Annotated in this window: 13 protein-coding genes and 1 pseudogene; 8 read left to right on the top strand and 6 right to left on the bottom strand. The window is 72.3% G+C overall.

Annotated elements, in window-relative coordinates:
• The first annotated feature begins 3 nt into the window (after positions 1-3).
• On the top strand, positions 4-900 hold the full coding sequence (locus ABZS66_RS03615) for a tetratricopeptide repeat protein (RefSeq protein WP_354754747.1): 897 nt from the start codon (positions 4-6) through the stop codon (positions 898-900).
• Between the two features lie 11 nt (positions 901-911).
• Positions 912-1,811, top strand: a pseudogene (locus ABZS66_RS03610) (arginase family protein); the annotation flags it as partial.
• A gap of 980 nt (positions 1,812-2,791) precedes the next feature.
• Here ABZS66_RS03610 and ABZS66_RS03605 read toward each other — a convergent pair.
• Positions 2,792-7,666 (bottom strand): NAD-glutamate dehydrogenase, encoded by a 4,875-nt coding sequence (locus ABZS66_RS03605; RefSeq protein WP_354754746.1) that lies wholly within the window; start codon positions 7,664-7,666, stop codon positions 2,792-2,794.
• Positions 7,667-7,860: 194 nt separating this feature from the next.
• Between ABZS66_RS03605 and ABZS66_RS03600 the strand changes: the two genes are divergently transcribed.
• On the top strand, positions 7,861-9,750 hold the full coding sequence (locus ABZS66_RS03600) for a penicillin-binding transpeptidase domain-containing protein (protein WP_354754744.1): 1,890 nt from the start codon (positions 7,861-7,863) through the stop codon (positions 9,748-9,750).
• Positions 9,751-9,813: 63 nt separating this feature from the next.
• Here the strand turns inward: ABZS66_RS03600 and ABZS66_RS03595 are convergent, their stop codons facing one another.
• Both ABZS66_RS03595 and ABZS66_RS03590 read right to left on the bottom strand, forming a co-directional pair.
• Positions 9,814-10,761, bottom strand: coding sequence for a type IV toxin-antitoxin system AbiEi family antitoxin domain-containing protein (locus tag ABZS66_RS03595; protein WP_354754742.1), 948 nt, complete (start codon positions 10,759-10,761; stop codon positions 9,814-9,816).
• Positions 10,762-11,305: 544 nt separating this feature from the next.
• Positions 11,306-12,757, bottom strand: coding sequence for a glycoside hydrolase family 3 N-terminal domain-containing protein (locus ABZS66_RS03590; protein ID WP_354754741.1), 1,452 nt, complete (start codon positions 12,755-12,757; stop codon positions 11,306-11,308).
• A gap of 183 nt (positions 12,758-12,940) precedes the next feature.
• On the opposite strand from ABZS66_RS03590, the gene ABZS66_RS03585 reads away from it, so the two are divergent.
• Positions 12,941-14,113, top strand: a complete 1,173-nt coding sequence (locus ABZS66_RS03585; RefSeq protein WP_354754739.1) for an ROK family transcriptional regulator — start codon at positions 12,941-12,943, stop codon at positions 14,111-14,113.
• Here ABZS66_RS03585 and ABZS66_RS03580 read toward each other — a convergent pair.
• Positions 14,110-15,108, bottom strand: coding sequence for an ABC transporter permease subunit (locus ABZS66_RS03580; protein ID WP_354754738.1), 999 nt, complete (start codon positions 15,106-15,108; stop codon positions 14,110-14,112). The genes ABZS66_RS03585 and ABZS66_RS03580 overlap by 4 nt on opposite strands.
• A 79-nt stretch (positions 15,109-15,187) precedes the next feature.
• Complete coding sequence (locus ABZS66_RS03575) at positions 15,188-16,195, bottom strand: ABC transporter ATP-binding protein (protein WP_354754736.1); 1,008 nt, start codon at positions 16,193-16,195, stop codon at positions 15,188-15,190.
• Positions 16,196-16,274: 79 nt separating this feature from the next.
• Here ABZS66_RS03575 and ABZS66_RS03570 point away from each other — a divergent pair, with 79 nt between their 5' ends.
• Positions 16,275-17,057 (top strand): ABC transporter ATP-binding protein, encoded by a 783-nt coding sequence (locus tag ABZS66_RS03570; RefSeq protein WP_354754734.1) that lies wholly within the window; start codon positions 16,275-16,277, stop codon positions 17,055-17,057.
• A 117-nt stretch (positions 17,058-17,174) separates the two neighbouring features.
• Here the strand turns inward: ABZS66_RS03570 and ABZS66_RS03565 are convergent, their stop codons facing one another.
• Positions 17,175-17,960: an enoyl-CoA hydratase-related protein gene (locus ABZS66_RS03565; protein ID WP_354754732.1), complete on the bottom strand. Its 786-nt coding sequence runs from the start codon at positions 17,958-17,960 to the stop codon at positions 17,175-17,177.
• A 64-nt stretch (positions 17,961-18,024) separates the two neighbouring features.
• On the opposite strand from ABZS66_RS03565, the gene ABZS66_RS03560 reads away from it, so the two are divergent.
• The 3 genes from ABZS66_RS03560 to ABZS66_RS03550 are packed head-to-tail and all read left to right on the top strand — an operon-like array spanning position 18,025 to position 22,720.
• A complete protein-coding gene (locus ABZS66_RS03560; protein ID WP_354754730.1) occupies positions 18,025-18,495 on the top strand; it encodes a DUF6232 family protein in 471 nt (156 codons plus the stop codon).
• A gap of 16 nt (positions 18,496-18,511) precedes the next feature.
• On the top strand, positions 18,512-20,608 hold the full coding sequence (locus tag ABZS66_RS03555) for an Hsp70 family protein (RefSeq protein ID WP_354754728.1): 2,097 nt from the start codon (positions 18,512-18,514) through the stop codon (positions 20,606-20,608).
• A gap of 24 nt (positions 20,609-20,632) precedes the next feature.
• Entirely contained in the window at positions 20,633-22,720 is a 2,088-nt protein-coding gene (locus tag ABZS66_RS03550; RefSeq protein WP_354754726.1) for an Hsp70 family protein, read from the top strand.
• Positions 22,721-22,735: the final 15 nt, after the last annotated feature.

Raw genomic sequence — 22,735 nt, 5'->3', positions numbered from 1 at the left:
GCCATGAGCGACCCACGGCAGAGTCAGTCGATCTTCACCCGCGGGGCGGTGGACCTCGGCGCCCTGGCCCGCAGTAACGCGGCCGCCGCCCAGCGAGCCGCCCAGCCGGCCCAGGCCCCGGCCGCGAGCGGCGCCAACGTCGTCGAGGTCAGCGAGGCCACGTTCCAGAACGACGTGTTGCAGCGGTCGCTGACCACGCCGGTCGTGGTCGACTTCTACGTCGCCGGCAGCCAGCCCGACCAGCAGTTCTCCCCGCTGCTGCAGAAGCTGGCCGCCGAGGGGCAGGGCACGTGGCTCCTGGCCCGGGTCGACATCGAGCAGAGCCCGCGGCTCGCCCAGATGTTCCGCATCCAGGGCATCCCGTTCGTGGTCGCGATCGTCGGCGGCCAGCCCGTCGACGCGTTCAACCAGATGCTCCCCGAGCCGCACCTGCGCCAGTGGATCGACGCGGTGCTCAAGGCCGCCGGCGTCGAGGTCGAGCACCAGGACGACCCGCGGCTGCTCGCCGCCGACGACGCGCTGATCGAGGGCGACCTCGACGGCGCCGAGGCGGCCTACCGCAAGCTCCTGGCCGACACGCCCGGCGACCCGATCGCCGAGGCCGGCCTGGCCCAGGTCGGCCTCATGCGCCGGATCACCGGCGTCGACGTGCCGGCCGCGATGGCCGCCGCCCAGGCCCAGCCCGACGACCTCCCCGCCCAGCTGCTCGCGGCCGACATCGAGGTGGTCTCCGGCGAGGCCGAGCAGGCCTACCAGCGTCTCGTCAACCTCATCCGCCGCACGGCGGGCGACGACCGCGAGACGGTGCGCAAGCATCTCGTCTCGCTGTTCACCGTCGCCGGCCCTGACGACCCCGCGGTCGCCAAGGCCCGCCGGGCGCTGGCGAGCGCGCTCTTCTGAGCCGGGCGCACATGCGCCGGATCGCCGTCGTCGACGCACCGAGCAACCTGGGGTTGCGGCCACCGACCGCCACCTCCGTTCCCGGCTGCGCGAAGGCGCCCGGCGCTCTGCGTGACCACGGCCTGCTCACCCGCCTGGGCGCCCGCGACGCGGGCTGCATCACCCCGCCCCGCTACGACCCGGCGGGCTGGCAGCCCGGCGACGGTGTCGCCCAGGCGGCGGAGATCGTGGTCTTCGTCCGCCGCCTGGCCGACCGCATCGGCTCGATCCTCGCCCAGGGCGACTTCCCGGTCGTCCTGGGCGGCGACTGCTCGATCCTGCTCGGCGCCGGCCTGGCCATGCGCCGCCACGCGGCCACCCTCGACGGCCGCGTCGGCCTGGTCTACGTCGACGGCCACTCCGACTTCCGCCACGAGGGCAACGCCTCCTACGTCGGCGCGGCTGCGGGCGAGGCCCTGGCCCTGGCGACCGGCCGCGGCCAGGCCGACCTGGCCTCGATCGAGCAGCGCCGCCCCTACTTCCGCGACGTCGACGTGGTCCTGCTGGGCATCCGCACCCACGACGAGTACCGCCTGGACCTCCAGGCCGCCGGCATCGTCGCCCGCGCCGTCCCTGAACTGCGCTCGCACGGCGCCGCCCGCTCGGCCCAGTGGGCCCGCGACCAGCTGCGCGACTGCGCCGGCTACTGGGTCCACGTCGACGTCGACGTCCTCGACCCGGCGGTCATGCCGGCTGTCGACGCCCCTGACGTGGGCGGCATCGCGTACCGCGAGCTGGAGATCCTCCTCAGCAACCTGGTCGCCGACCCGCGCTGCGTGGGCGTTCAGGTGACGGTCTTCGACCCCGACTACGACCCGGACGGCCGCTATGCCGCCGAGGTGACGGACGTGCTGGTGGCCGGCCTGGAGCCGCTGGTGACGTCGACGGCGCTGGTGGCGTCGGACACGATGTTCCCGGTGTCGGGCGGCCCGGTGCCGGGCTTCCCGGTCTCGGCGCCGCCGGTCTCGGCCCCGCCGTTGCGGGTCCCGGCCCCACCGACGGTGGCCCCCCGCCCCCCGGCCGAGGCGTTCGCCGCTCTGGAGGACACGTCACCCGCCGATCTCGATCCGCTGGATGCCGACGAGCCGGACATATCGGACGGACTGGAGGCCCGGGTCGAGCCCGACGCGGACGCCGATCCCGAGTTCGAGCCGGTTGGTTTCGAGCCGGTCGGTTTTGAGCCGGTTGAGCCCTCCCCGATCGGAATTGAGCCGGTTGGGTTCGACCCGGCTGGGCCCGACCCGGCTGGGTTTGAGCCGGTTGGGTTTGAGCCGGTTGGGGTTGAGCCGGTTGAGCCTGAGCCGCTTCGCCCGGAGCCGGAGATTCGCCAGGAGCCGGAGGAGCTGAGCGTCGTGGCCCGGACCCGCGGCCGCGTGTACGGCACCGAGGAGCGCACCAACGCCCTCGCCGGCCTGGACCTGGCGCTCCCGGCCGGCCTTCGAGGCGCGGCCGCCGTGCCGAACGCGACCGACGGCGCACCCGAGAACGCCCGCGGCCGCACGAAACGCCGCACCAGCCCGCTCCTCTCGCCCTTCGTGCCCGCCCAGCCCGCGCCACGCGACTCCGGCGACGACAGCCCGGAGTCACCCGTCGCCGATGTCGTCCCGGCCGCCCGCACCCCCGTCGACGACGAGGACTCCAAGCCGACCCGTTAGTGCGGAGTCCATGAGCGTCGGCCGGCTGTGGGATGGCACGCGCGACGCGGGGCGGGGCGATGCCGGGTCGGCGAACGTTGGTGGACACCGCACTGGACGCCGCACTGGCTGTACTCCACCCAGGCTTCCCCCAAAACCGCGCCGCCCCCGGGCCGGGGGGCTCGGGGGCGGCGCTTCGGAACGGTTGTCGGGCCGGGTCAGGCGGCGCTGGCGCGGACCAGCGTGCGGATCTGGCGCAGGAGGACCGACAGCGCGGCCAGGTCGCCCGGGGAGTCGCCGAACTCGCCGATCGAGTTGCGGGTCCGGGCGATCGACGTGGCGTTGCTCTGCTCCCACTCGTGGACGCGGGACTCGGCGTCGCCGTCGGGCGAGGTTGCGTTGAGGACCTCGCCGGTGAGGGCGGCCAGTGCCGCATACAGGTCGTAGCGCAGCGCCATGCGGGCCAGGGTCTGCCAGCGGTCCTCGCGCGGCAGGTCGGAGATGCGTGACAGCAGGTCGTCGACCCGGAAGCGCTCCGAGAGGACGTAGTAGACCGTGGCCACCTCGTTGACGTCGCGACCGGTCTGGGCGGCGACCTCGACGATGTCCAGGAGGCCGAAGCCGTACATGATCCGGGTGGTCGTGTCGGCCAGCTCCGGCGGCAGGCCCAGCTCCTGCAGCTTGACGATGTTGGCGTGCAGCGCCTCGCGCTCGCGGCCGCGGAACAGCGTGTCGAGCTGCGGCAGCAGGCGGGCGACGCCGGGGCGCAGACGGGCGATCTCGCCCGGCACGTCGATCGGCAGCCGCCGGTTGGACAGCAGCCAGCGGACGGCGCGGTCGAGCAGGCGGCGCGACTCCAGGTACATCGTGGTCTGCGCCTCGGTGCGGACCTGGTTGTCGAGCGACTCCACGGCGCGGCGGAACTCGCCCAGCCCGTACACCTCCCGGATCGCCACGGATGCCCGCAGGACGTCCGCGGCGCCGGCGCCGGTCTCCTCCGAGGCGCGGTGGAAGAACGACGTGCCGCCTCGGTTGACGGCCTCGTTGACCACGGCCGTGGTGACGATCTCGCGCCGCAGCGGGTGCTCGGCCATCGCCTCCACGAACCGCTCGCGCAGCGGGGTGGGGAAGTAGTTGACCAGGACCTCGTTGGTCCAGTCCTCGTCGGGCAGCCCGGAGTCGAGGATCTCGTGCTCGAGGACGATCTTGACGTAGGACAGCAGGACCGCGAACTCCGGCGACGTCAGCCCGACGCCGGCCTCGGCCCGCATGTCGAGCTCCTCGTCGGTGGGCAGGCCCTCGAGCGCCCGGTCGAGCTGGCCGCGGCGCTCCAGGTCGGCGATGAGGCGCTTGTGGACCGGCAGCAGCGACCGGGACTGCGCGCGGGCGTTGCCGAGCGCGGTCGCCTGGTCGTAGTTGTCCCGCAGCACCAGCTCGCCGACCTCGTCGGTCATCTCGGCGAGCAGCGGGTTGCGCTCGGCGGGGTCGATCTCGCCGGCCGCGACCGCCCGGTCGAGCAGGATCTTGATGTTGACCTCGTGGTCGGAGCAGTCGACGCCGGCCGAGTTGTCGATGAAGTCGGTGGCGATGCGGCCGCCGCTCAGTGCGTACTCGATCCGGCCGCGCTGGGTCAGGCCCAGGTTGCCACCCTCGCCGACGACCTTGGCCCGCAGCTCGCGGCCGTTGACCCGGATGTAGTCGTTGGCCTTGTCGCCGACGTCGGCGTGCGACTCGCTCGTCGCCTTGACGTAGGTGCCGATGCCGCCGTTCCAGAACAGGTCGACCGGGGCCGACAGGATGGCGTGCATGAGCTCGTTGGGCGTGAGCGCGTTGACCGAGCCCGGGATGCCCAGCACCGCGCGGGCCTCGTCGGTGATCGGGATCGACTTGGCCGTGCGCGGATAGACGCCGCCGCCCGCCGAGATCAGCGACCGGTTGTAGTCGTCCCACGACGAGCGGGGCAGCGCGAACATCCGCTCGCGCTCGGCGAACGAGGCGGCCGCGTCGGGGCTCGGGTCGATGAAGATGTGCCGGTGGTCGAACGCGGCGACCAGCCGGATGCGCCGCGAGAGCAGCATGCCGTTGCCGAAGACGTCGCCGGACATGTCGCCGACGCCGACCACGGTGAACTCGGTCGTCTGCGTGTCGACGTCCATCTCGCGGAAGTGCCGCTTGACCGACTCCCAGGCGCCCTTCGCGGTGATGCCCATCTTCTTGTGGTCGTAGCCGGCCGAGCCGCCGGAGGCGAACGCGTCGCCGAGCCAGAACCCGAACCGCAGGGAGATCTCGTTGGCGATGTCGGAGAACGTCGCCGTGCCCTTGTCGGCCGCGACCACCAGGTATGGGTCGTCGGGGTCGTGGCGCACGACGTCGGGCGGCGCGACGACCTTGCCGCCGTCGAGGTTGTCGGTCACGTCGAGCAGGGCCGAGATGAACAGCCGGTAGCAGGCCACGGCCTCGTCGCGGTCGCCCGGGTTCTGCTTGAGGACGAAGCCGCCCTTGGCGCCCGTCGGCACGATCACCGCGTTCTTCACCATCTGCGCCTTGACCAGGCCCAGGATCTCGGTGCGGAAGTCCTCACGCCGGTCGGACCAGCGCAGGCCGCCGCGGGCGACCGAGCCGAACCGCAGGTGCACGCCCTCGAACCGCGGCGAGTACACGAAGATCTCGAACCGCGGCCGGGGCGCCGGCAGGTCGGGGATGGACTGCGGGTCGAGCTTGAACGCCGTGTACGACTTGGGGCGGCCGCCCTCGCCGCGCTGGTAGAACGAGGTGCGCAGGGTCGCCTGGATGAGGTGCAGGAACGAGCGCAGGATCCGGTCCTGGTCGAGGCTGGTCACCTCGTCGAGATCGGCGTTGACCGCCGCGACCATCTCCTTCGACCACTCCGACCGCGCCGTCTCGGACAGCTGCAGTCGCGGGTCGAAGCGTGCCGTGAACAGGTCCACGAGTTTCGAGGCGATGGTCGGGTACTGCAGGAGCGTCGTCTCCATGTAGTCCTGCGAGAAGACCGTGCCCGCCTGGCGGAGGTACTTCGCGTAGGCCCGCAGGACGACGACCTCGCGCCAGGTGAGGCCGGCCTTGAGCACCAGCGTGTTGAACCCGTCGACCTCGGCCTCACCGTGCCACGTCGCCGAGAACGCGTTCTCCAGGTGGGGCCGCACCTCGGTGATCGCCCGCGCGTCGGGCGGCAGCTGCAGCCCGAAGTCGTAGAGGTAGATCGTGCCGTCGGCGCGGACGATCTCGTAGGGCCGCTCGTCGGTGACCCGCACGCCGAGGGAGTGGAGCACGGGGAGGACGGCGCTGAGGATCATCGGCTCGCCATACCGGAACACCTTGAACCGGATGTCGGACTCGTCCTTGCGCCGCCGGTAGACGTGCATGACCAGCTGCCCCGGTTCGTCGAGCAGCTCCAGCTTGGCGACGTCCATCACCGCTTCGTTCGGCGTGTGCTCGTCCTTGTAGGTCTCGGACAGTGCGCCGCCATACCGCTGATACAGCGCCTTGGCCTGGTGCTCGTCGTCGAGCTTGCGCTCGAGGACCAGCCGGAAGTCGTCGTCCCACAGGCGGGTGGCGTCGCTGAGGCGCTCGGTGAGCCGGTCGACGTTGATGTCGTCCGGCGGGTTGCCGGGCTCGGTGCGCACGATGAAGTGCACGCGGGCGAACTTCGACTCGCCGACCCGGGTGGTGTAGTCGACGCCGATGCCGTTGAGCTCGGCGAGCAGGATCTGCTGGATCCGCAGCCGGTTGGCGGTGGTGAACCGGTCGCGGGGCAGGTAGACCAGGCAGGAGATGAACCGGCCGTAGGCGTCACGGCGCACGAAGAGCCGCAGCTGGCGGCGGCCGGCCAGGCGCAGGACGCTCATCACCGCCCGATACAGCTGGTCGGTGGTGATCTGGAACAGCTCGTCACGCGGGTAGGTCTCCAGCGTGTCCATCAGGTCCTTGCCGGAGTGGCTGCGCGGCGACAGGCCGGAGCGCTCGACGACCTCGGCGACCTTCCGCTTGACCACGGGCAGGTCGCGCACGCTGGTGCGGTAGGCGGCGGAGGAGAACAGCCCGAGGAAGCGCTTCTCGCCGATCACGTTGCCGTCGGCGTCGAAGGTCTTGAACCCGATGTAGTCGAGATACGCCGCGCGGTGCACGGTGGCGCGCGAGTTGGCCTTGGTGATGATCAGCAGGCGCTTCTCCAGCACCTTCGCGTAGGCCTCGGCGGTCATCGACGACAGCACCCGCGGCGTCGGCTGGTCGGCCCGCAGGATGCCGAGGCCGGTGCCGAGCACCGCCTGCAGCAGCAGCTCACCCGAGTCGGACTCGATCAGCCGGTACTCCCGGAAGCCGAGGAACGTGAAGTGGTCGTCGACCAGCCAGCGCAGCAGCTCGACGGAGTCCGTGATGTCCTTGTCCGGCACCGGCAGCTGCGCGCTGCCCAGCTCGTCGGCGAGGGCCAGCGCCTGCGTGCGCATCTTCGGCCAGTCCTCGACCGCCTCGCGCACGTCGTTGAGCACCCGGGCCAGGTCGGCGCGCAGCGCCTCCAGGTCGTCCTGGTCGCGGATCCGGTCGACCTCGATGCGGATCCAGCTCTCGACGATGTCGCCGGGCGCCGCGTCCTCGGGCTCCAGGCCGACGCGGACCTCCTCCAGCGCGCCCAGCGGGGCCCGCCGGACCACGACGAGCGGGTGCACCAGCAGGTTGATGTCGATGTTGCGCGACGAGAGGGCGCTCGTGACGGAGTCGACCAGGAACGGCATGTCGTCGGTGACGATCTCCACCGAGGTGCCGCCGGTGACGCTCAGGCCGAGCCGCAGCTTCAGCTCGCCGGGCACGCGCTGCTGGGCCAGCTCCAGATGCGACAGGGTGGCGGCGACCATCTTCGCCACGTCGCAGGCGGCCAGCTCCTCGTCGGGGACGAGGCGCCAGTAGTGCGCGACCAGCTGAGGCTTCGCGTCCTGGGCCGTAGCCAGAACGACCGCCTCCGCGACCAGATGCTCCGCGTTGGGCACGTGCTGGGCTAACTCGTCGTCCTCGACCGTGGGCTCGGTCGTCGGCTTCGTCGTCCGGACGCTCGCCGGGGTGGCCGTAGGCCGGTTCATCGGTTGTTCTCCCCTCACCCACGACGCTGTGGGTTGTCCTCGGACAGCCTAAGACGTACCCCTGACAATTCCTTCGGCCGCACGGTTCGGCAACGTCGGCTACCCGATCGACCCGCCCATCCAGATATCAATTGTCCAACTTATGCGATCTTGGGGCGTGCGGATCCTGGCTTTCATGACGCAGAATCGCCCCCATGGCCGTTTCACTCCGCCGCGCCACCGCACTCCTCGCCGCACTGGCGTTGGTCGGCACGCTCCCCGCGTGCTCGAGCAAGCCGCCGGACGACTCGTTGAAGACTTTTCTCGGTGCCTGGGAACAGGGCAACATCGCCGGGCTGAAGTTCTTGAGTCCGGATGGCAAAGCGCTCAGTGGCGACGCGGCGCAGAAGCTCCTGACCACCGTCGAGGGCGATCTCGCGGCCGAGCAGCCGAAGCTGTCGCTGAAGGGCGCTCCCGCCGTCAAGGACGACGAGTCCAGCGCCATCGTGGCCGTCCAGTGGCCGGTCTCCGGCTCCACCTGGGAGTACGACACGACGATCAAGGCCAAGCGGGTCGACAAGCAGTGGACGGTGATCTTCAGCGCGAAGACCATCCACCCCGACCTGGAGAACACCGACAAGCTGGCCGTCAAGAAGACCTCCGGCACGCGGGGCAGCATCCTCGACGGCGCCGGCCAGCCGATCGTCAGCAGCAAGCCGGTGGTCACCATCGGTGTCGAGCCGCGCCAGGTCACCGACATCAACCTGGTCGTGAAGAACCTCGGCGACGCGTTCACCGCGGCCAAGGTCTCCGTCGACCTGTCCACGCTGCCCAACAAGGTGAAGTCGGCCAAGCCCGACGCGTTCGTCGAGATCATCACCCTCCGCAAGGAGGTCTTCGACCCGATCGCCAACAAGCTGAACTCGACGCCGGGCGTGGTCACCCGCAACTCGACGCAGTCGCTCGCACCGTCGGCCCAGTTCGCCCGGGCGCTCCTCGGCACCTCCGGCCAGGTGACGAAGGAGATCATGGACAAGAACCCCGGCAAGTACAAGGTCGGCGACGTGGTCGGCCTGTCGGGGCTCCAGCAGAAGTACGACGAGATCCTCCAAGGCAAGCCGGGCGTCTCCGTGGTCATTCCCAAGCCCACCGGTACCCCTGACGTCAAGCTCTTCTCGGCCGACCCCTCCGAGGGCGCCAAGATCAAGCTGACGCTCGACGTCAACATCCAGAACGCGGCGGAGGCGGCCCTGGCGCTCGACACCCGCCGCTCGGCCCTGGTCGCGATCCGGATCAGCGACAACTCGATCGTCGCCGTCGCCAACGGCCCGGGCGCGGCCGGCAACAACTTCGCGCTGGTCGGCCAGACCCCGCCCGGCTCGACGTTCAAGACGATCACCGCGCTGGGCGCACTGGACAAGGGGCTGACGGGCGACTCGATCGTGGCCTGCCCGAAGACGCTCACGGTCGACGGCCGTACGTTCAGGAACTCCCACGACATGGAGCTCGGCAACGTTCCGTTGCACACCGACTTCGCCAAGTCGTGCAACACGGCGTTCGCGTCGCTGGCGCCCCAGCTCGGCCCCGACGGCCTGGCCAAGACCGCCCAGTCGGTCGGCATCGGCATCCCGTGGGACCTCGGCGTGGACGTCTTCACCGGCAAGGTGTCGGCGAACGGCTCGAAGTCGGAGCAGGCCGCGGCCGCCTTCGGCCAGGGCACGACGCTGGCGTCGCCGGTGATCCTGGCCGGCGCGGCGGCGGCCGTGGCCCGCGGCCAGTGGAAGCAGCCGCAGCTGGTGCTCGACCCGGCCCCGAAGAGCCCGGCGGCGGACGGCCCGCAGCTCAACCCGGCGTCGCTGGACGCGCTGCGGCGGATGATGCGGGAGGTGGTGACGGTGGGCACGGCCGACCAGCTGAAGAACCTGCCGGGCGACCTGCGCGGCAAGACGGGGACGGCGGAGTACGACAACGACCCGGCCCACACCCACTCGTGGTTCATGGGCTACCGCGGCGACATCGCCTTCTGCGTCTTCGTGGAGAACGGCGGCGCCAGCACGGCGGCGGCGGTCCCGATCGCGGGCAAGTTCTTCCAGACGATCGGCTGACGCCCGGGGCTTCACCATGATCACGAAGCGTTCTTGGTACCTCCTCCAGGTACGTCTTCGTGATCATGGTGGCCGGCGGGCCCGGCGGCGGACCGCGCACGACTGCCGCCGGCAGCGCTGCGGGTGCCCGCGCCAGCCGCCGGCGCGCAGCGCACGGCCCACCTGGACCGCGGTGCCGCAGGGACGCGCGAGGTCCAGCCACCCGTACCGGAGCGTGCGCCGCCCAGCGGCCGCCGCGGCGTTGTCCCGCCGCTGATCAGCCCGCCGGCGCTCCTCGGGGTGCCAGGCGCGGCCGTCGAGCTCGACGGCGGTCGCGTACCCCGGGTACTCGACGTCGTGGTAGAGCCGTTCCGTAGGTCGTCGGTGCTGGCGGCGCCCGCGGGGGAGATGGTGGTCGCGCTCGACGTCGCGGAGGTACCGCCGCTCGAGCACCGAGACGGCGCCCACCGCGGTGTCGTCGAGCACGGCCGTGAGCAACCGGCGGAACCGCAGCTTCTTGCGCCGGCCCATCGCATCGAGGAGCCGCTCCGGGGTGGTCAGCCGGCGTCCGCAGGCCGCGGTGGCCCAGCCGACGGCGGCGTCGAGGCTGCGCGCCAGCTCGCTGAGGTCGAGCACGGTGTCTTCGATGCGGGTGCGCCGGAGCAGGGGACCCGGGTGGGTCGCCTCGGCGGCCCGTGCCGAGATGTGCACGACGACGCCCGGTATCGGCGTGATCCGGCGGTCTGCGGGCACCGTGACGTGGATCAGCCGGTCCGGCTGGTCCGTGAGTCCGTGCAGCTCGGCGGCCGTGTGGTGGCTCAGGACCGCCCGATCGCCCGCGCGGAGGAGGACCGCCCACAGCTGCGCCGCCCGGGGGACCTCGCCGGTGAAGGTGCGATAGATGCCGCGAAGCATCCGGAGCCATCGCCCGGCGCTGAGATGCGCTTCTATGGCGCCGTCGGTGAGTCCGGCCGCGAGTGCCTGGCCGCGCGAAATGACGCCGGCCTGGTGGTGGAGGAGTTCGTCGAGCATGCCCCACCCTCGACCACGCCGAGCGCGCTCCGGAAGCACGGTTCGCGGGTTGTGGACAACTCGCCCATGATCCCGAAGAGTTGTCGGGCCCTCCGGTGGATGGCCGCCCGATCCGGGCCGTCGGCTGCAGGCGGCTGGCTGGGCGCGGCTGGCTGCCGGCCCGCCGTTGGGCGCCGCTGGCTAGGTGCTGCTGCCTGGGCGCCGCTGCCTGGGCGCCGCTGCCTGGGCGCCGCTGCCTGGGCGCTGCTGGCTGCGGGCTGCTGGCTGCGGGCTGCCCTTCATGATCGCGAAGAGTTTTGCCATCCAGGGGTGCCAGAAGTCTTCGCGATCATGAAAACGACGGGCTTCTCTTCGCGATCATGAAGACGACACGCTTCTTTTCGCGATCATGACGACGATGGGCTTCTCTTCGCGATCACGGGAGTCAACGGCGGCGCCGCGGGCGGAGTGCGACGGCCCCGAGGCGCGAGCTGGCCGTGGAAGTTTCATGCAGCCCCGGTGGGCAAGCAGCTTCCACGGTCAACTCGCGGAGTAAGCCGACAGGTCAGGCGGCGAGGCCCAGCGTTTCGGCGGCCGCGCGGCCGTTGGCGTGGCTGGCGCCCCACGTCGTGATGAAGGCCCGCGCGCCCGTCGGGCGCCAGGACGACGGCCAGCCCATCTCGACCACCGTCACCGGGTGGGTCTCCGTGAGGGCCTCGACCAGCGTGCGGGCCCCCGCCAGGCGGTGGACGTTGCGGCCCACGACCACGATCGGGCGGGTGCCGGCCCGGTCCCGGAGCTGGGCCACGTCGGCGCGGTCGGCCACCACGCGGACCTGCTCGGTGCCGTTGATGTGCGGGCCCAGGCCCCACGGCACCCGGCCGGCGGCGATCGACGACTCCGACTCCAGCTGGACGATCAGCGGCGCCGCGGCGCGGTCGACCGAGCCCTCGATGCGGATCGCGCCCAGGGCCGCCGGGTAGCCCAGGCCGGGCTCCTCCCGGTCGGTGCGGGCGCCCGAGCGGGTCCAGGCCGCCAGCGCCTGCACGCGAGCGGCGGCCTCCTCCAGGCGGGCCGCGGGCAGGCGGCCGTCGCGGACCGCGGCCACGATCTCGTCGGCGCAGGCCAGGGTCAGCGCCTCGTCGACGTCGGCGCCGATGCAGAGCAGGTCGGCGCCGGCCGACAGGGCCAGCACGGCGCCCGCGGGGACGCCACCGGCGTAGCGGGCGGCGCCGAGCATCTCCAGGGCGTCCGTGACGACCACGCCGCCGAAGCCGAGCTCGTCGCGCAGCAGGTCGACGAGGACCGCGCGGCTGAAGGTGGCGGGGGCGTCGCCGGTCAGGGCCGGGACGCGGATGTGGGCGGTCATGATCGACTTGGTGCCCGCCTCGATCGCGGCGACGAACGGCGGCAGCTCGCGCTCACGCAGTACACCGGTGGAGATGTTGACCGTGGGAAGTTCCAGGTGGGAGTCCGCGAGCGTGGCCCCGTGGCCGGGGAAGTGCTTCGCGCAGGCGGCCACCCCGGCGCTCTGCAGCCCCAGCACCGCGGCGGCGGCGTGGGCGGCCACGGCCTGCGGGTCGGCGCCGAAGCTGCGCGTGCCGATGATCGGATTGTCGTCGGCCGTGTTCACGTCGACCGTGGGCGCCAGGTTGAGGTTCAGGCCGAGCTCGTCCAGCTCGGCGCCGATCGTGCGGTACACACGCCGGGTGATCGCCGGGTCGCCCAGCGCGCCGAGCGCCGCGTTGCCCGGATACGGGCTGCCCAGGCGGTGGGCCAGGCGCGTGACGTCGCCGCCCTCCTCGTCGATGCCGATGAGCACGCCCTCGCGGGCGGCGTGCAGGCTCGCGCTCAGCGCGGCGAGCTGCTCGCGCTCGACGATGTTGAACCCGAACAGGACGTGCCCGGCCAGCCCCTCCGCGAGGAGATCCACGGCCCACGGCGGGGCCTGCTCCCCCCGGAAGGCGCTGAGCAGCGTGCCCAGGGCCAGCCTGCGGAGTCCGGGATCGGTCGACACGAGTAGTCCCCCCTCAGCGTGGACGAATGCTGCACACTCGTCCGATGCGCTATCCACGATCGTAAGAGCTTCTTGACCGGTTGTGCGTAGGCCGAGTGGTTGGCCCGACCGTACGCTTTCCCAATAGGTTGCTTGTGGCACGCTAATAGGAAAGTTTCCTAAATACTAGGGGTGTACGTCACGATGAGTTCCGCTCGACTGCCCGGCACGCCCCGGTTACTGCGCGCTCTCAACGACCGTGCCGCCCTGGAGTTGCTCCTGAGCCGCGGTCCGCTGACCCGCGCGCAGCTCGGCGAGCTGACCGGCCTCTCCAAGGTCACCGCATCGCAGCTGGTCGAGCGCCTGGAGGAGCGCGGGCTGGTGGCCCGCGTCGGCGAGCAGGCCGGCGGCCGCGGACCCAACGCCCAGATGTACGCCGTGGTGCCCGCGACCGCCTACGTCGTCGGCGTCGAGGCCGGCCCGCAGCACGTGGTCGCCGGCGTGGCGGACATCACGGGCAAGATCGTCGGCCGGACCGACGTCTCGATCGGTGACGGCGACGACCCGGTCAAGGTCGTCCACGCGGCGGTCGTCGAGGCCGCGTCGGCCGCCGGCGCCCCGATCGAGCGGATCCGGCGGATCGTGCTCGGCACCCCCGGCCTGGTCGACCCGAAGAGCGGCGAGATCACCTTCGCCTGGGACCTCCCGCGCTGGCACCGCGGCCTGCTGACCGCCCTGCGCGAGGACCTCGGCCGCCCGGTCATGTTCGAGAACGACGTGAACCTCGCCGCGATCGCCGAGCAGCACAGCGGGGCCGCCGTCGGCGTGCAGGACTTCGTGCTCGTCTGGCTCGACCGGGGCGTCGGTACCGCCGTGGTCCTCGGCGGCCGCCTCCACCGGGGCAGCGTCGGCGCCGCGGGCGAGATCGGGTACCTGCCGGTCACCGGCACCACGATCAGCCGCGACGCCTCCCGCAAGTCGAAGAGCGGCTTCCGCACCCTCGCCGACGCCGCGGCGGTCAAGGCGATCGCCAAGGAGCACGGCTTCAAGGCCACGGGCGCCGCCGACGCGGTCCGGTCGGCCATCGCCGCGGGCACGGCCGGGAGCCCGTTCCTCGACGAGCTGGCCCGGCGGATCTCGCTGGGCGTGGCGTCGGTGGGCCTGGTGCTGGATCCGGAGCTGGTGGTGCTGGCCGGCGACGTCGGTCAGGCCGGCGGTGCCGACCTGGCCCAGCGGGTACAGCACGAGGTCGCCGCGATCGCGGTGGTCTCGCCGCGGGTGGTGGCGACCGAGGTCGCCTCCGAGCCGGTGCTGAACGGCGCCATCCTGACCGGCCTCGACGCCGTCCGCGAAGAGGTCTTCGGAAGCACCGCCTAGCGGGGCGCGTCGCGGCGGTGCATCGCGGCGAACGCGGCGGCCAGCACCACGGCCACCACGACCGTGATGACCAGGCCGCCCTGCTGCCAGCTGCCCGAGAAGCCGGCCGCCGGCACACAGCCGCGGCCGGCGCAGGCAGCCACGTCGGCCTCGAACGTATAGCTCTTGGTCAGCCAGGCGGAGACGTAGCTCGACAGCCGGTACTTCTCCGAGTAGTCCGTCCCGATCAGGCCGAACAGGATCAGCGCGCCCAGCTCGTACACGACGAGGTACGCGATACCGACACCCAGGGCGGCCGACGTGTGCCGGCCCATCGAGGCGATGGCGAAGCCCAGCGCCGTGCCCGCCACGGCCAGCAGGATCACCCGGATGCCCGTGAGCAGCATCGACACGACGTCGCCGCCGGTGAGCGAGCTCACTGATCCGTTCCCGGCGGCGACGGCCAGGAACGCCAGCGTCCAGACCATGAGGTACGCGATGGAGATCAGCGTGACCCCGGAACAGACCGCGACCAGCTTGGCGCCCAGCACAGAGGTGCGGCGGGGCGCCCAGAGCAGCAGGCTGAGCATGCCGCCCGAGCTCCACTCCACGCCCACGAACGACGCGCCGAGCACGAATCCGGCCACCGCCAGGACGATCGCGGCGGTGTAGTACAGCTCGGGCCACTGGCGGTGGAACGAGAAGCCGTAGTCGAGCATCGAGTCGCGGGTCGGCCGCGGACCGTAGTCGCAGCCGCGCGGGAAGGTCTGGCCGGACTGCGGGTTGTCGAGGCCGCTCTGCACCCGTTCGCACTGCTCGACGTTGCGGTCGTAGATCTCGGCCGCGCTCGCCGCCCGCTCATCCGCCAGGCGGATCTCATCGGGTGTGGGCGTACTGCGGGTCAGCGTGAACCCGAACGTGAGCACGGCGAGCAGCAGCCCGATGAGCACGAGCGTCACGACCGTGACCCGTCGGCTGAAGAGCCGCGTCCACTCCGCGGACAACAACGCGGTCATGCGTCCTCCGCTTCGCTCCGGCCGCATGCCTTTGACACTGCGCTCATGTGACCGGCCCCTCCGCTTCGCTCCGGACCGGTCATGATGCCTGCCCCTGTTCGATGACGTCGCCCTGCGGGACCGGCGGCGGGTCGGCCGGCCACTCGGAGTTGTCGACCGGGCGCAGCTGGCCGCGTCGCGGACCGCCGCCGGTCAGGCTCAGGAACGCGTCCTCCAGCTGCGCCACCGGCGACAGCTCGCGCACCCAGAAGTCGTTGACGCCCAGCGCGCGGGAGATCCACGCCGGATCCGCCAGGTCGTGCACGATGATGTGGTCCGCGCCGAGCGTGACCTGCGCGCCGGCCTCGCTGAGGAGGCGGGCGGCCTCGCGGTGGTTGTCGACGCGCACGCGGTACGTGCCCTGGTCGTTGGCGGCGAGCACCTGCGCGACCGGCCCGGCGCCGACCCGGCGCCCGCGGGAGATGATCGTCACCGAGTCGCAGACCTGCTGGATCTCGGCCAGGATGTGGCTGGAGATCACGATCGTCATGCCCCGGTCGGCCTGCTCGCGCAGCAGGTCGCGCATCTCGCGGATGCCGGCCGGGTCGAGGCCGTTGTTCGGCTCGTCGAGGATCAGCAGCTCGGGGTCCTTGAGCAGGGCCGAGGCGACGGCGAGCCGCTGGCGCATGCCCAGCGAGTACGTCTTGACCTCGTCCTCGGCCCGGCCGGCCAGCCCGACCTGGTCGAGGACGATGCCGATCCGGTCCTTCGGCACGCCGCCGGCCTTCGCCAGGATCGAGAGGGTTTTGTACCCCGAGAAGTTGCCGAAGAACGCCGGCGCCTCCACGATCGCGCCGACCCGGGGCGCCACTCTCGGTAACGCCCGCGGCACGGGCTCGCCGAGAATCCGCATGTGCCCGGCGTCGGGCCGCAGCAGCCCGAGCAGCGTCTTGAGCGCCGTGCTCTTGCCTGAGCCGTTCGGGCCGAGGAAGCCGTGGATCTCTCCCCGCTCGACCACCATGTCGAGTTTGTCGAGCGCCACCCGCGGCTTGCCGAACAGGCTCTGGTAGGTCTTCACGAGACCGGAGATTTCCAGTGCGGCAGTCATCAGCGGGCACTGTACGTGTTCTTCGTCGCTTGTGGTGCCCCGCCATCCATCTACGCCTGTCGCGTGGTTGGATTGGCACGTGTCAGATGACCTTGTCATCGCGGTGGAGCAAGCGACGGTCACCCGCAACCGCACCGACCTGATCCGGTCGGTGAGCTGGCAGGTGGAGCTGGACGAGCGCTGGGTGATCCTCGGCCCCAACGGCGCCGGCAAGACCACGCTGCTCAACCTGGCCGGCGCCCGCCTCTACCCGTCCCGGGGCACGGTCACCGTGCTCGGCGAGAAGCTCGGCCGCACGAACATCAACGAGCTCAAGACCCGCATGGGCTTCTCCTCGGCCGGCCTCGCCCTCCCGCCCGACGAGACCGTCCGTGACGTCGTGCTCACCGCGTCGTGGGCCGTGGTCGGCCGCTTCCGGGAGCACTACGACCGGGTCGACGTCGCCCGCGCCGAGGCGCTGCTCGGCCAGTTCGGCGTGGCCGGGCTGGCCGACCGCACATACGGCACGCTGTCCGAGGGCGAGCGCAAGCGGGTGCAGATCGCCAGGTCGCTCATGACCGACCCGGAGCTGCTGCTGCTCGACGAGCCGACCGCCGGCCTCGACCTGGGCGCCCGCGAGGACCTGGTCCGCCGCCTGGCCGACCTGGCCGCCGACCCGGACTCCCCGGCGCTCGTCCTGGTCACGCACCACGTCGAGGAGATCCCGCCGGGCTTCACCCACGCGCTGATCATGCGCGACGGCGGGGTGGTCGCACAGGGCCTGCTGCGCGAGACGGTCACGGCCGACAACCTGTCGAAGGCCTTCGGCCTGCCGCTGCGCCTGTCGAACATCGACGGCCGCTACCACGCGCAGGCCGCCTGACCGCCCACCCGCCGCCCCGCGCCCTCCAAGCGCGCGATCTCGGAGTTGTGGTCCCGGATATTTCCGACATCGGCCGACAAAGCGGGGACCACAAGTCCAAGATCGCCGCGTGACTGGCTAGCGGCCCGTGAACTTCGGCTTGCGCTTCTCCACGAAGGCGGTCATGCCCTCGGCCTTGTCCTCCGTGGCGAACAGGGCCGCGAACAGCTCGCTCTCCCAGCGCAGCGCCGAGGCCAGGTCCAGGTCCAGCCCGCCGTCCACGGCCAGCTTCGCGGCGCGCAGGGCCAGTGCGGGGCCGTCGACGTACCGGCGGACCATCTCGACCGCCGTGTCGTAGACCTCCGCGGCCGGCACCACCTTGTCGACCAGGCCGATCGCGAGCGCCTCGTCGGCCTTCACGAACCGGCCGGACATCACCAGGTCCTTGGCGCGGGCCGGGCCGATCAGGCGGGACAGGCGCTGGGTGCCACCCGCGCCGGGGATGATGCCGAGCGTGATCTCGGGCTGGCCGAGGGTCGCGTCCTCGGCGGCCACCCGCCAGTCGGCGGTGAGCGCGAGCTCGCAGCCGCCGCCCAGGGCGTACCCGTTGATCGCCGCCACCACGGGCTTGGGGATCCGGGCGACCGCGTCGAAGGCGCTGCTGAGTGACTGGGCCCGGGCGGCCATCGCGGAGTAGCCCATCAGGGCCATCTCCTTGATGTCGGCGCCGGCCGCGAACACCTTCGGGCCGCCGTAGATGACCACCGCCCGGACCGCCGGATCGTCGGAGAACTGCCGCGCGGCGTCCCGCAGCTCCTCCTGGACCTGCTTGTTCAGCGCGTTCATCGGCGGCCGGTCCAACCGGATCGTGCCGATGCCATCGGCGATCTCCAATTGGACGAGCGGCGCCTGCTTCTCGGTCATCCAGTGTCTCCTCAACGTCGTTGTCGTTGCCCGCAGCGTATTCCGGCGTACCGTCAATGGTGCGATGGCTACCACTTACTACCGCGACAACGTGGTGCACGTCAGCTCCGGCGGTGTGCAAGTTGACACTGCCTGGTATCCGCTGGACAGCCTCGACTACGTCTGGCACCGGCGGACCGGCCGCCTGCGGCACGGCCTCTACATGCTCTTCACCCGCGGCGGGGCGGTGGTCGTCGTCATCGGCCTGCTCGTCGGCGCCGGCCTGTTCGCCCGCCGGATCGACTTCACGGGCGAGGAGCGCACGATGTACATCGCCGGCGGCATCCTCGGCGTGATCGTCATCGGCGGCATCGTCGCGTTCAGCGTCGAGGGCCTGCTCGACCTGCTGGACCGCGCCCACGACCACGGCAAGGGCGTGCACGAGATCTGGGTCCGCATGGCCGGCGGCGAGTTCATGATCTACTCGACCACGGACGCCCCGAAGTTCGGACAGATCTACCGCGCCCTTCAGCGGGCGGTCGAACAAGCCGCGTAGGCCTACACTGCCGGGCATGGTGGCCTTGGGTGTCGACTTCGGCACGTCGCACACCGTGGCGGTCGCCCGCTGGCCGGACGGGCGCGTCCGGCCGCTGCTGTTCGACGGCTCGCCGCTGCTGCCCTCCGCCGTGTTCGGCCCGTCCGACGAGACGGCCCTCGTCGTCGGGCGTGACGCGGTCCACAGCGCGCGGCGGGAGCCGTCGCAGTTCGAGCCCAACCCGAAGCGCCGCATCGACGACGGCACCGTGCTGCTCGGCGAGCGGTCCGTCGCCGTGCAGGACCTGCTGGTCGCGGTCTTCGAGCGGGTCGTCGCCGAGTTCACCCGCACCGCCGGCGGGCCGCCGTCCGCGGTCACGGTGACCCACCCGGCCGGCTGGGCCGCGACCCGGCGCAAGGCGCTGGCGGACGCGGTGGTGGCGGCCGGCCTCCCCGACGCCGCGCTGGTCCCCGAGCCGGTGGCCGCCGCGACGTACTTCGTCAAGGTCCTCAAGCACATGGTGCCGGTCGGCTCCGCCGTCGTCGTCTACGACCTGGGCGCCGGGACCTTCGACGGCAGCGTCGTCGCCCGCACCGCCGAGGGCTTCGAGGTCCGCTCCGTCGGCGGCCGCGACGACCTCGGCGGTCTCGACTTCGACGAGGCCGTGCTCACCCTGATCGGGCGCTCGGTCCCGGCCGGCGACTGGCGGCGGCTGACCGCGCCCGAGACGATCGAGGAGGCCCGGGCCGCCCGGGTCCTGCGCGACGAGGCCCGCGAGGCGAAGGAGCGGCTGTCCCGGACGTCGGCGGTGACGGTGCTGGTGCCGCTCCTCGACCTCGACGTGCCGCTCACCCGCGAGGAGTTCGAGGCCGCGGCCCGCCCGCTCGTGGAGCGCTCGGTGCGGGTCCTCACCGAGACGGTCCGGCTGTCGAAGGTCACCGCGGACCAGCTGGCCGGCATCTTCCTGGTCGGCGGGGCGAGCCAGATCCCGCTCGTAGCCACCGAGCTGCACCGCGCCTTCGGCCGCGCGCCGGTGATGATCGAGCAGCCGGAGCTGGTCGTCGCCGAGGGCAGCGTGCTCGTCGGCCCCGCCGTCCAGCCCCGCCGCAAGGGCACCGGGGTGGTCCCCGCCGCCCGCCAGCCACAGCCACACCCCGGCCAATTCCTGAAGGCCCAGGCCGGTCACGGGCCGCCGACGCACTTCGGGCACGTGCCCCAGGTCCAGCCCGGTTACGCACCGCCGACCCAGTCCGGCCACATTCCCCAGGTCCAGCCGGGGCACTCGGCGCCGGGCCTTCCCGGCCAGGCGCCGCACGCCACCGGCAGCCCCGTGCCGCCCGCCGCCACCAGCCCCGCACCGCCGGTCTCCGCCAGTCCGGCGTCGCCGGCCGGCCCGGTATTGCCCGTCCCGATCAGCCCGAGCGGCCCGATCAGCCCGGTGAGCCCGCCCGCCCAGCGCTACCCCGTCTCGCCGCCGCCGATGCACGGCCGGCCGATGTCACCGGGGCAGATGCCACCGCGGCCGGTTCCGCCGATGCCGATGTACCCGCAGCCGGTCTATCCCCAGCCGATGTACCCGCCGCCGCAGGTCGTGTACGTGCAGCAGCCGGTGTACGTGCCCGTCATGCCGATGATGCCGCCGGTCCGGTGGCGGCCGCCGCCGTGGACGATCCGGTGGCCGGCCGGCTTCATGACCCTGTACGCGGTGCTGCTGTTCATCGTCCTGCCGTTCGCGACCATCCTCGCGTTCATCCCCAAGCCGAAAACCGACCCGATGACACCGGCCGAGTGGGACGCCATGCAGCAGGACTCGCTGACCACCGCCATCCTGTGCGTGATCTTCGCCTCGCTGCTGATCCACGCCGCCCGGCGGCTGCGGCGGGGCAGGAACGGACACCTGTGGTATCCGCTCGGGTTGTGCCTGCTGTTCGCCGTGGTGGCGGTGTTCAACTCGTACTCCCAGCTCGCCGTCCAGCTCATGGCGGTCGCGTTCCTGACCTCATCGCTGTTGCTGCTGCTGCCGAGCGCGCGGGCCTGGGTCCGGCCGCCGCCCAAGGCGCCGAAGCCGCCGAAGGCCCCGACGAACCCGCCCGCGCCGCCGGCGGGTGACGCGGCCGAGGGAGCGACCGGCTAGTGCCCGCGGCCTAGACTCCAGGGCATGCCTACGCCAGGGATCCGGCTCGGTGTCGACTTCGGCACCTCCAACACCGTCGCGGTGGTGCGGTGGCCGGACGGGCGCTCGCGGCCGCTGCTGTTCGACGGCTCGCCGCTGCTGCCCTCGGCCGTGTACGCCGAGCCGGACGGATCGATCATCGTCGGGCGCGACGCGGTGCACAGCGCGCGGCGGGAGCCGGCGCGGTTCGAGCCCAACCCGAAGCGGCGCATCGACGAGGGCACCGTGCTGCTCGGCGACCGCGAGCTGCCGGTCGGCGAGCTGGTCGCCGCGGTGCTGCGGCGGGTGTGCGACGAGTGGACCCGCACGGTCGGCGGCGCCCCGCCGGACGTCACCGTGACCTGCCCGGCGTCGTGGGGCGCGACCCGCCGGCTGGTGATCTCCGACGCGGCGGCCGCCGCCGGGCTCGGCAACGTGCGGATGGTGCCCGAGCCGGTCGCCGCGGCCGCGTACTTCACCCAGGTCCTCGGCCACGACGTGCCGGTCGGCTCGGTCGTGGTCGTGCACGACTTCGGCGCGGGCACGTTCGACGCCAGCGTCGTCGCCCGCACCGCGGGGGGCTTCGAGGTGCTCGCGGTCGACGGCCGCGACGACATCGGCGGCATCGACGTCGACAACGCGATCGTCGCCCACTTCGGCACCGTCTGCGCCCCCGAGGCGCCCGAGGCGTGGCAGCGCCTGATGCAGCCGGCGACCGTCGAGGACCGCCGCCACCGCCGCATGCTCTGGGACGACGCCCGCGTCGCCAAGGAGCGGCTGTCCCGCCAGCCGGCCGCCGACCTGAACATCCCGCTGCTCAACCGCGACGTTCACCTGACCCGCGAGGAGCTGGAGCGGCTCGCCCAGCCGCTCATCGTGCAGACCGTCCGGGTGACCCAGGGCGTCATCCGCTGGTCGCAGCTGGCCCGCGACCGCATCGCCGGCGTGTTCCTGGTCGGCGGCTCCAGCCGCATGCCCCTGGTGGCGACGCTGCTGCACCGCGAGCTCGGGTACGCACCGGAGGTCATCGAGCAGCCCGAGCTCGTCGTCGCCGAGGGCGGCACGCTCGCCGGCTTCACCGCCACCCCGGCGAACGCCGCGCCGCCGGTCCCGGGCCCGCTCACGGGCGTCTTCCCGCGGGTTCCGGGCTTCGAGGTCCAGGCGCCGGTGAGCCCTCCGGCGGCCCGGCCGGTGAGTCCCGTCGCCACGCCCGCCGGCCCGGTGTCGCCGTCGCCGTCGAGCGGCCCGCCGGTTGCCGAGCCGCTGTGGCCGACCGCCATCGAGGTCACGCCGGTCTCCGGAACCCCGGTGTCGAGCGGCCCCTCGCCGGCGCATCCCGTGTCGGCCCCGCCGCCGGACGGCGGCGGCTACTCGACCCCGCCGGCCGGCAACTTCGCCACCCCGCCGGTCTCGGCCCCACCCGGCGCCTACGCCCAGGGCGGCCCGGTGTCCGCCCCGCCGGTGAACTACGGCCAGCCGCCCACGAGTGCCCCGCCCGTGAACTACGGCCAGCCGCCGACCAGTGCCCCGCCCGTGAACTACGGCCAGCCGCCGACCAGTGCCCCGCCGGTCAACTACGGCCAGCCGCCCACGAGCGCCCCGCCCGTGAACTACGGCCAGCCGCCCACGAGCGCCCCGCCCGTCAACTACGGCCAGCCGCCCACGAGCGCCCCGCCCGTCAACACCGCGCAGCCGCCGCGCGGGCACACCTATCGGTCCGGGCAGCAGCACGCGCCGAAGGCCGGCCCCGTGTACCAGGCCGGCGTCGCCTCCGGCCGGCCTGTGTCGCCGGCCGTCCCGGCCGAGCCGGCCACCCGCTACGACGAGCTCGGCAACCCGCTGCGCCAGGCGCCGGAGCCGGCCCCGACCCGCGTCGCCCAGCCGGCGAAGCCCACCACCCGGCCGGCGCCGCAGGAGACGTACCAGCGTGAGCGGCGGCGCAAGCGCGGCCCCTTCGCGCGCTTCATGGTGACCCTGTTCGTCATCGTGCTGCTGGTGGTCACGCCGCTCACCGCTGGGTACGTGGCCTACTACCTCACCACCGACGAGTGGCCGCCGCCCGTCGACGGGTGGATCGACACCACCGGCCGGTAAATATGAGTAGCATTC

The organism is Dactylosporangium sp. NPDC005572 (genome assembly GCF_040605515.1).
Classification (GTDB): Bacteria; Actinomycetota; Actinomycetes; order Mycobacteriales; family Micromonosporaceae; genus Dactylosporangium.
The sequence above is the reverse complement of the archived record's forward strand: the minus strand, read 5'-3'. Positions and strand labels throughout refer to the sequence as shown.

Excerpts from the sequence above, each read along its gene's own strand:
- ABZS66_RS03615 (WP_354754747.1), top strand. The coding sequence starts at position 4 with ATGAGCGACCCACGGCAGAGTCAGTCGATCTTCACCCGCGGGGCGGTG.
- ABZS66_RS03605 (WP_354754746.1), bottom strand. The coding sequence starts at position 7,666 with ATGAACCGGCCTACGGCCACCCCGGCGAGCGTCCGGACGACGAAGCCG.
- ABZS66_RS03600 (WP_354754744.1), top strand. The coding sequence starts at position 7,861 with ATGGCCGTTTCACTCCGCCGCGCCACCGCACTCCTCGCCGCACTGGCG.
- ABZS66_RS03595 (WP_354754742.1), bottom strand. The coding sequence starts at position 10,761 with ATGCTCGACGAACTCCTCCACCACCAGGCCGGCGTCATTTCGCGCGGC.
- ABZS66_RS03585 (WP_354754739.1), top strand. The coding sequence starts at position 12,941 with ATGAGTTCCGCTCGACTGCCCGGCACGCCCCGGTTACTGCGCGCTCTC.
- ABZS66_RS03580 (WP_354754738.1), bottom strand. The coding sequence starts at position 15,108 with ATGACCGCGTTGTTGTCCGCGGAGTGGACGCGGCTCTTCAGCCGACGG.
- ABZS66_RS03575 (WP_354754736.1), bottom strand. The coding sequence starts at position 16,195 with ATGACTGCCGCACTGGAAATCTCCGGTCTCGTGAAGACCTACCAGAGC.
- ABZS66_RS03565 (WP_354754732.1), bottom strand. The coding sequence starts at position 17,960 with ATGACCGAGAAGCAGGCGCCGCTCGTCCAATTGGAGATCGCCGATGGC.
- ABZS66_RS03560 (WP_354754730.1), top strand. The coding sequence starts at position 18,025 with ATGGCTACCACTTACTACCGCGACAACGTGGTGCACGTCAGCTCCGGC.
- ABZS66_RS03555 (WP_354754728.1), top strand. The coding sequence starts at position 18,512 with ATGGTGGCCTTGGGTGTCGACTTCGGCACGTCGCACACCGTGGCGGTC.
- ABZS66_RS03550 (WP_354754726.1), top strand. The coding sequence starts at position 20,633 with ATGCCTACGCCAGGGATCCGGCTCGGTGTCGACTTCGGCACCTCCAAC.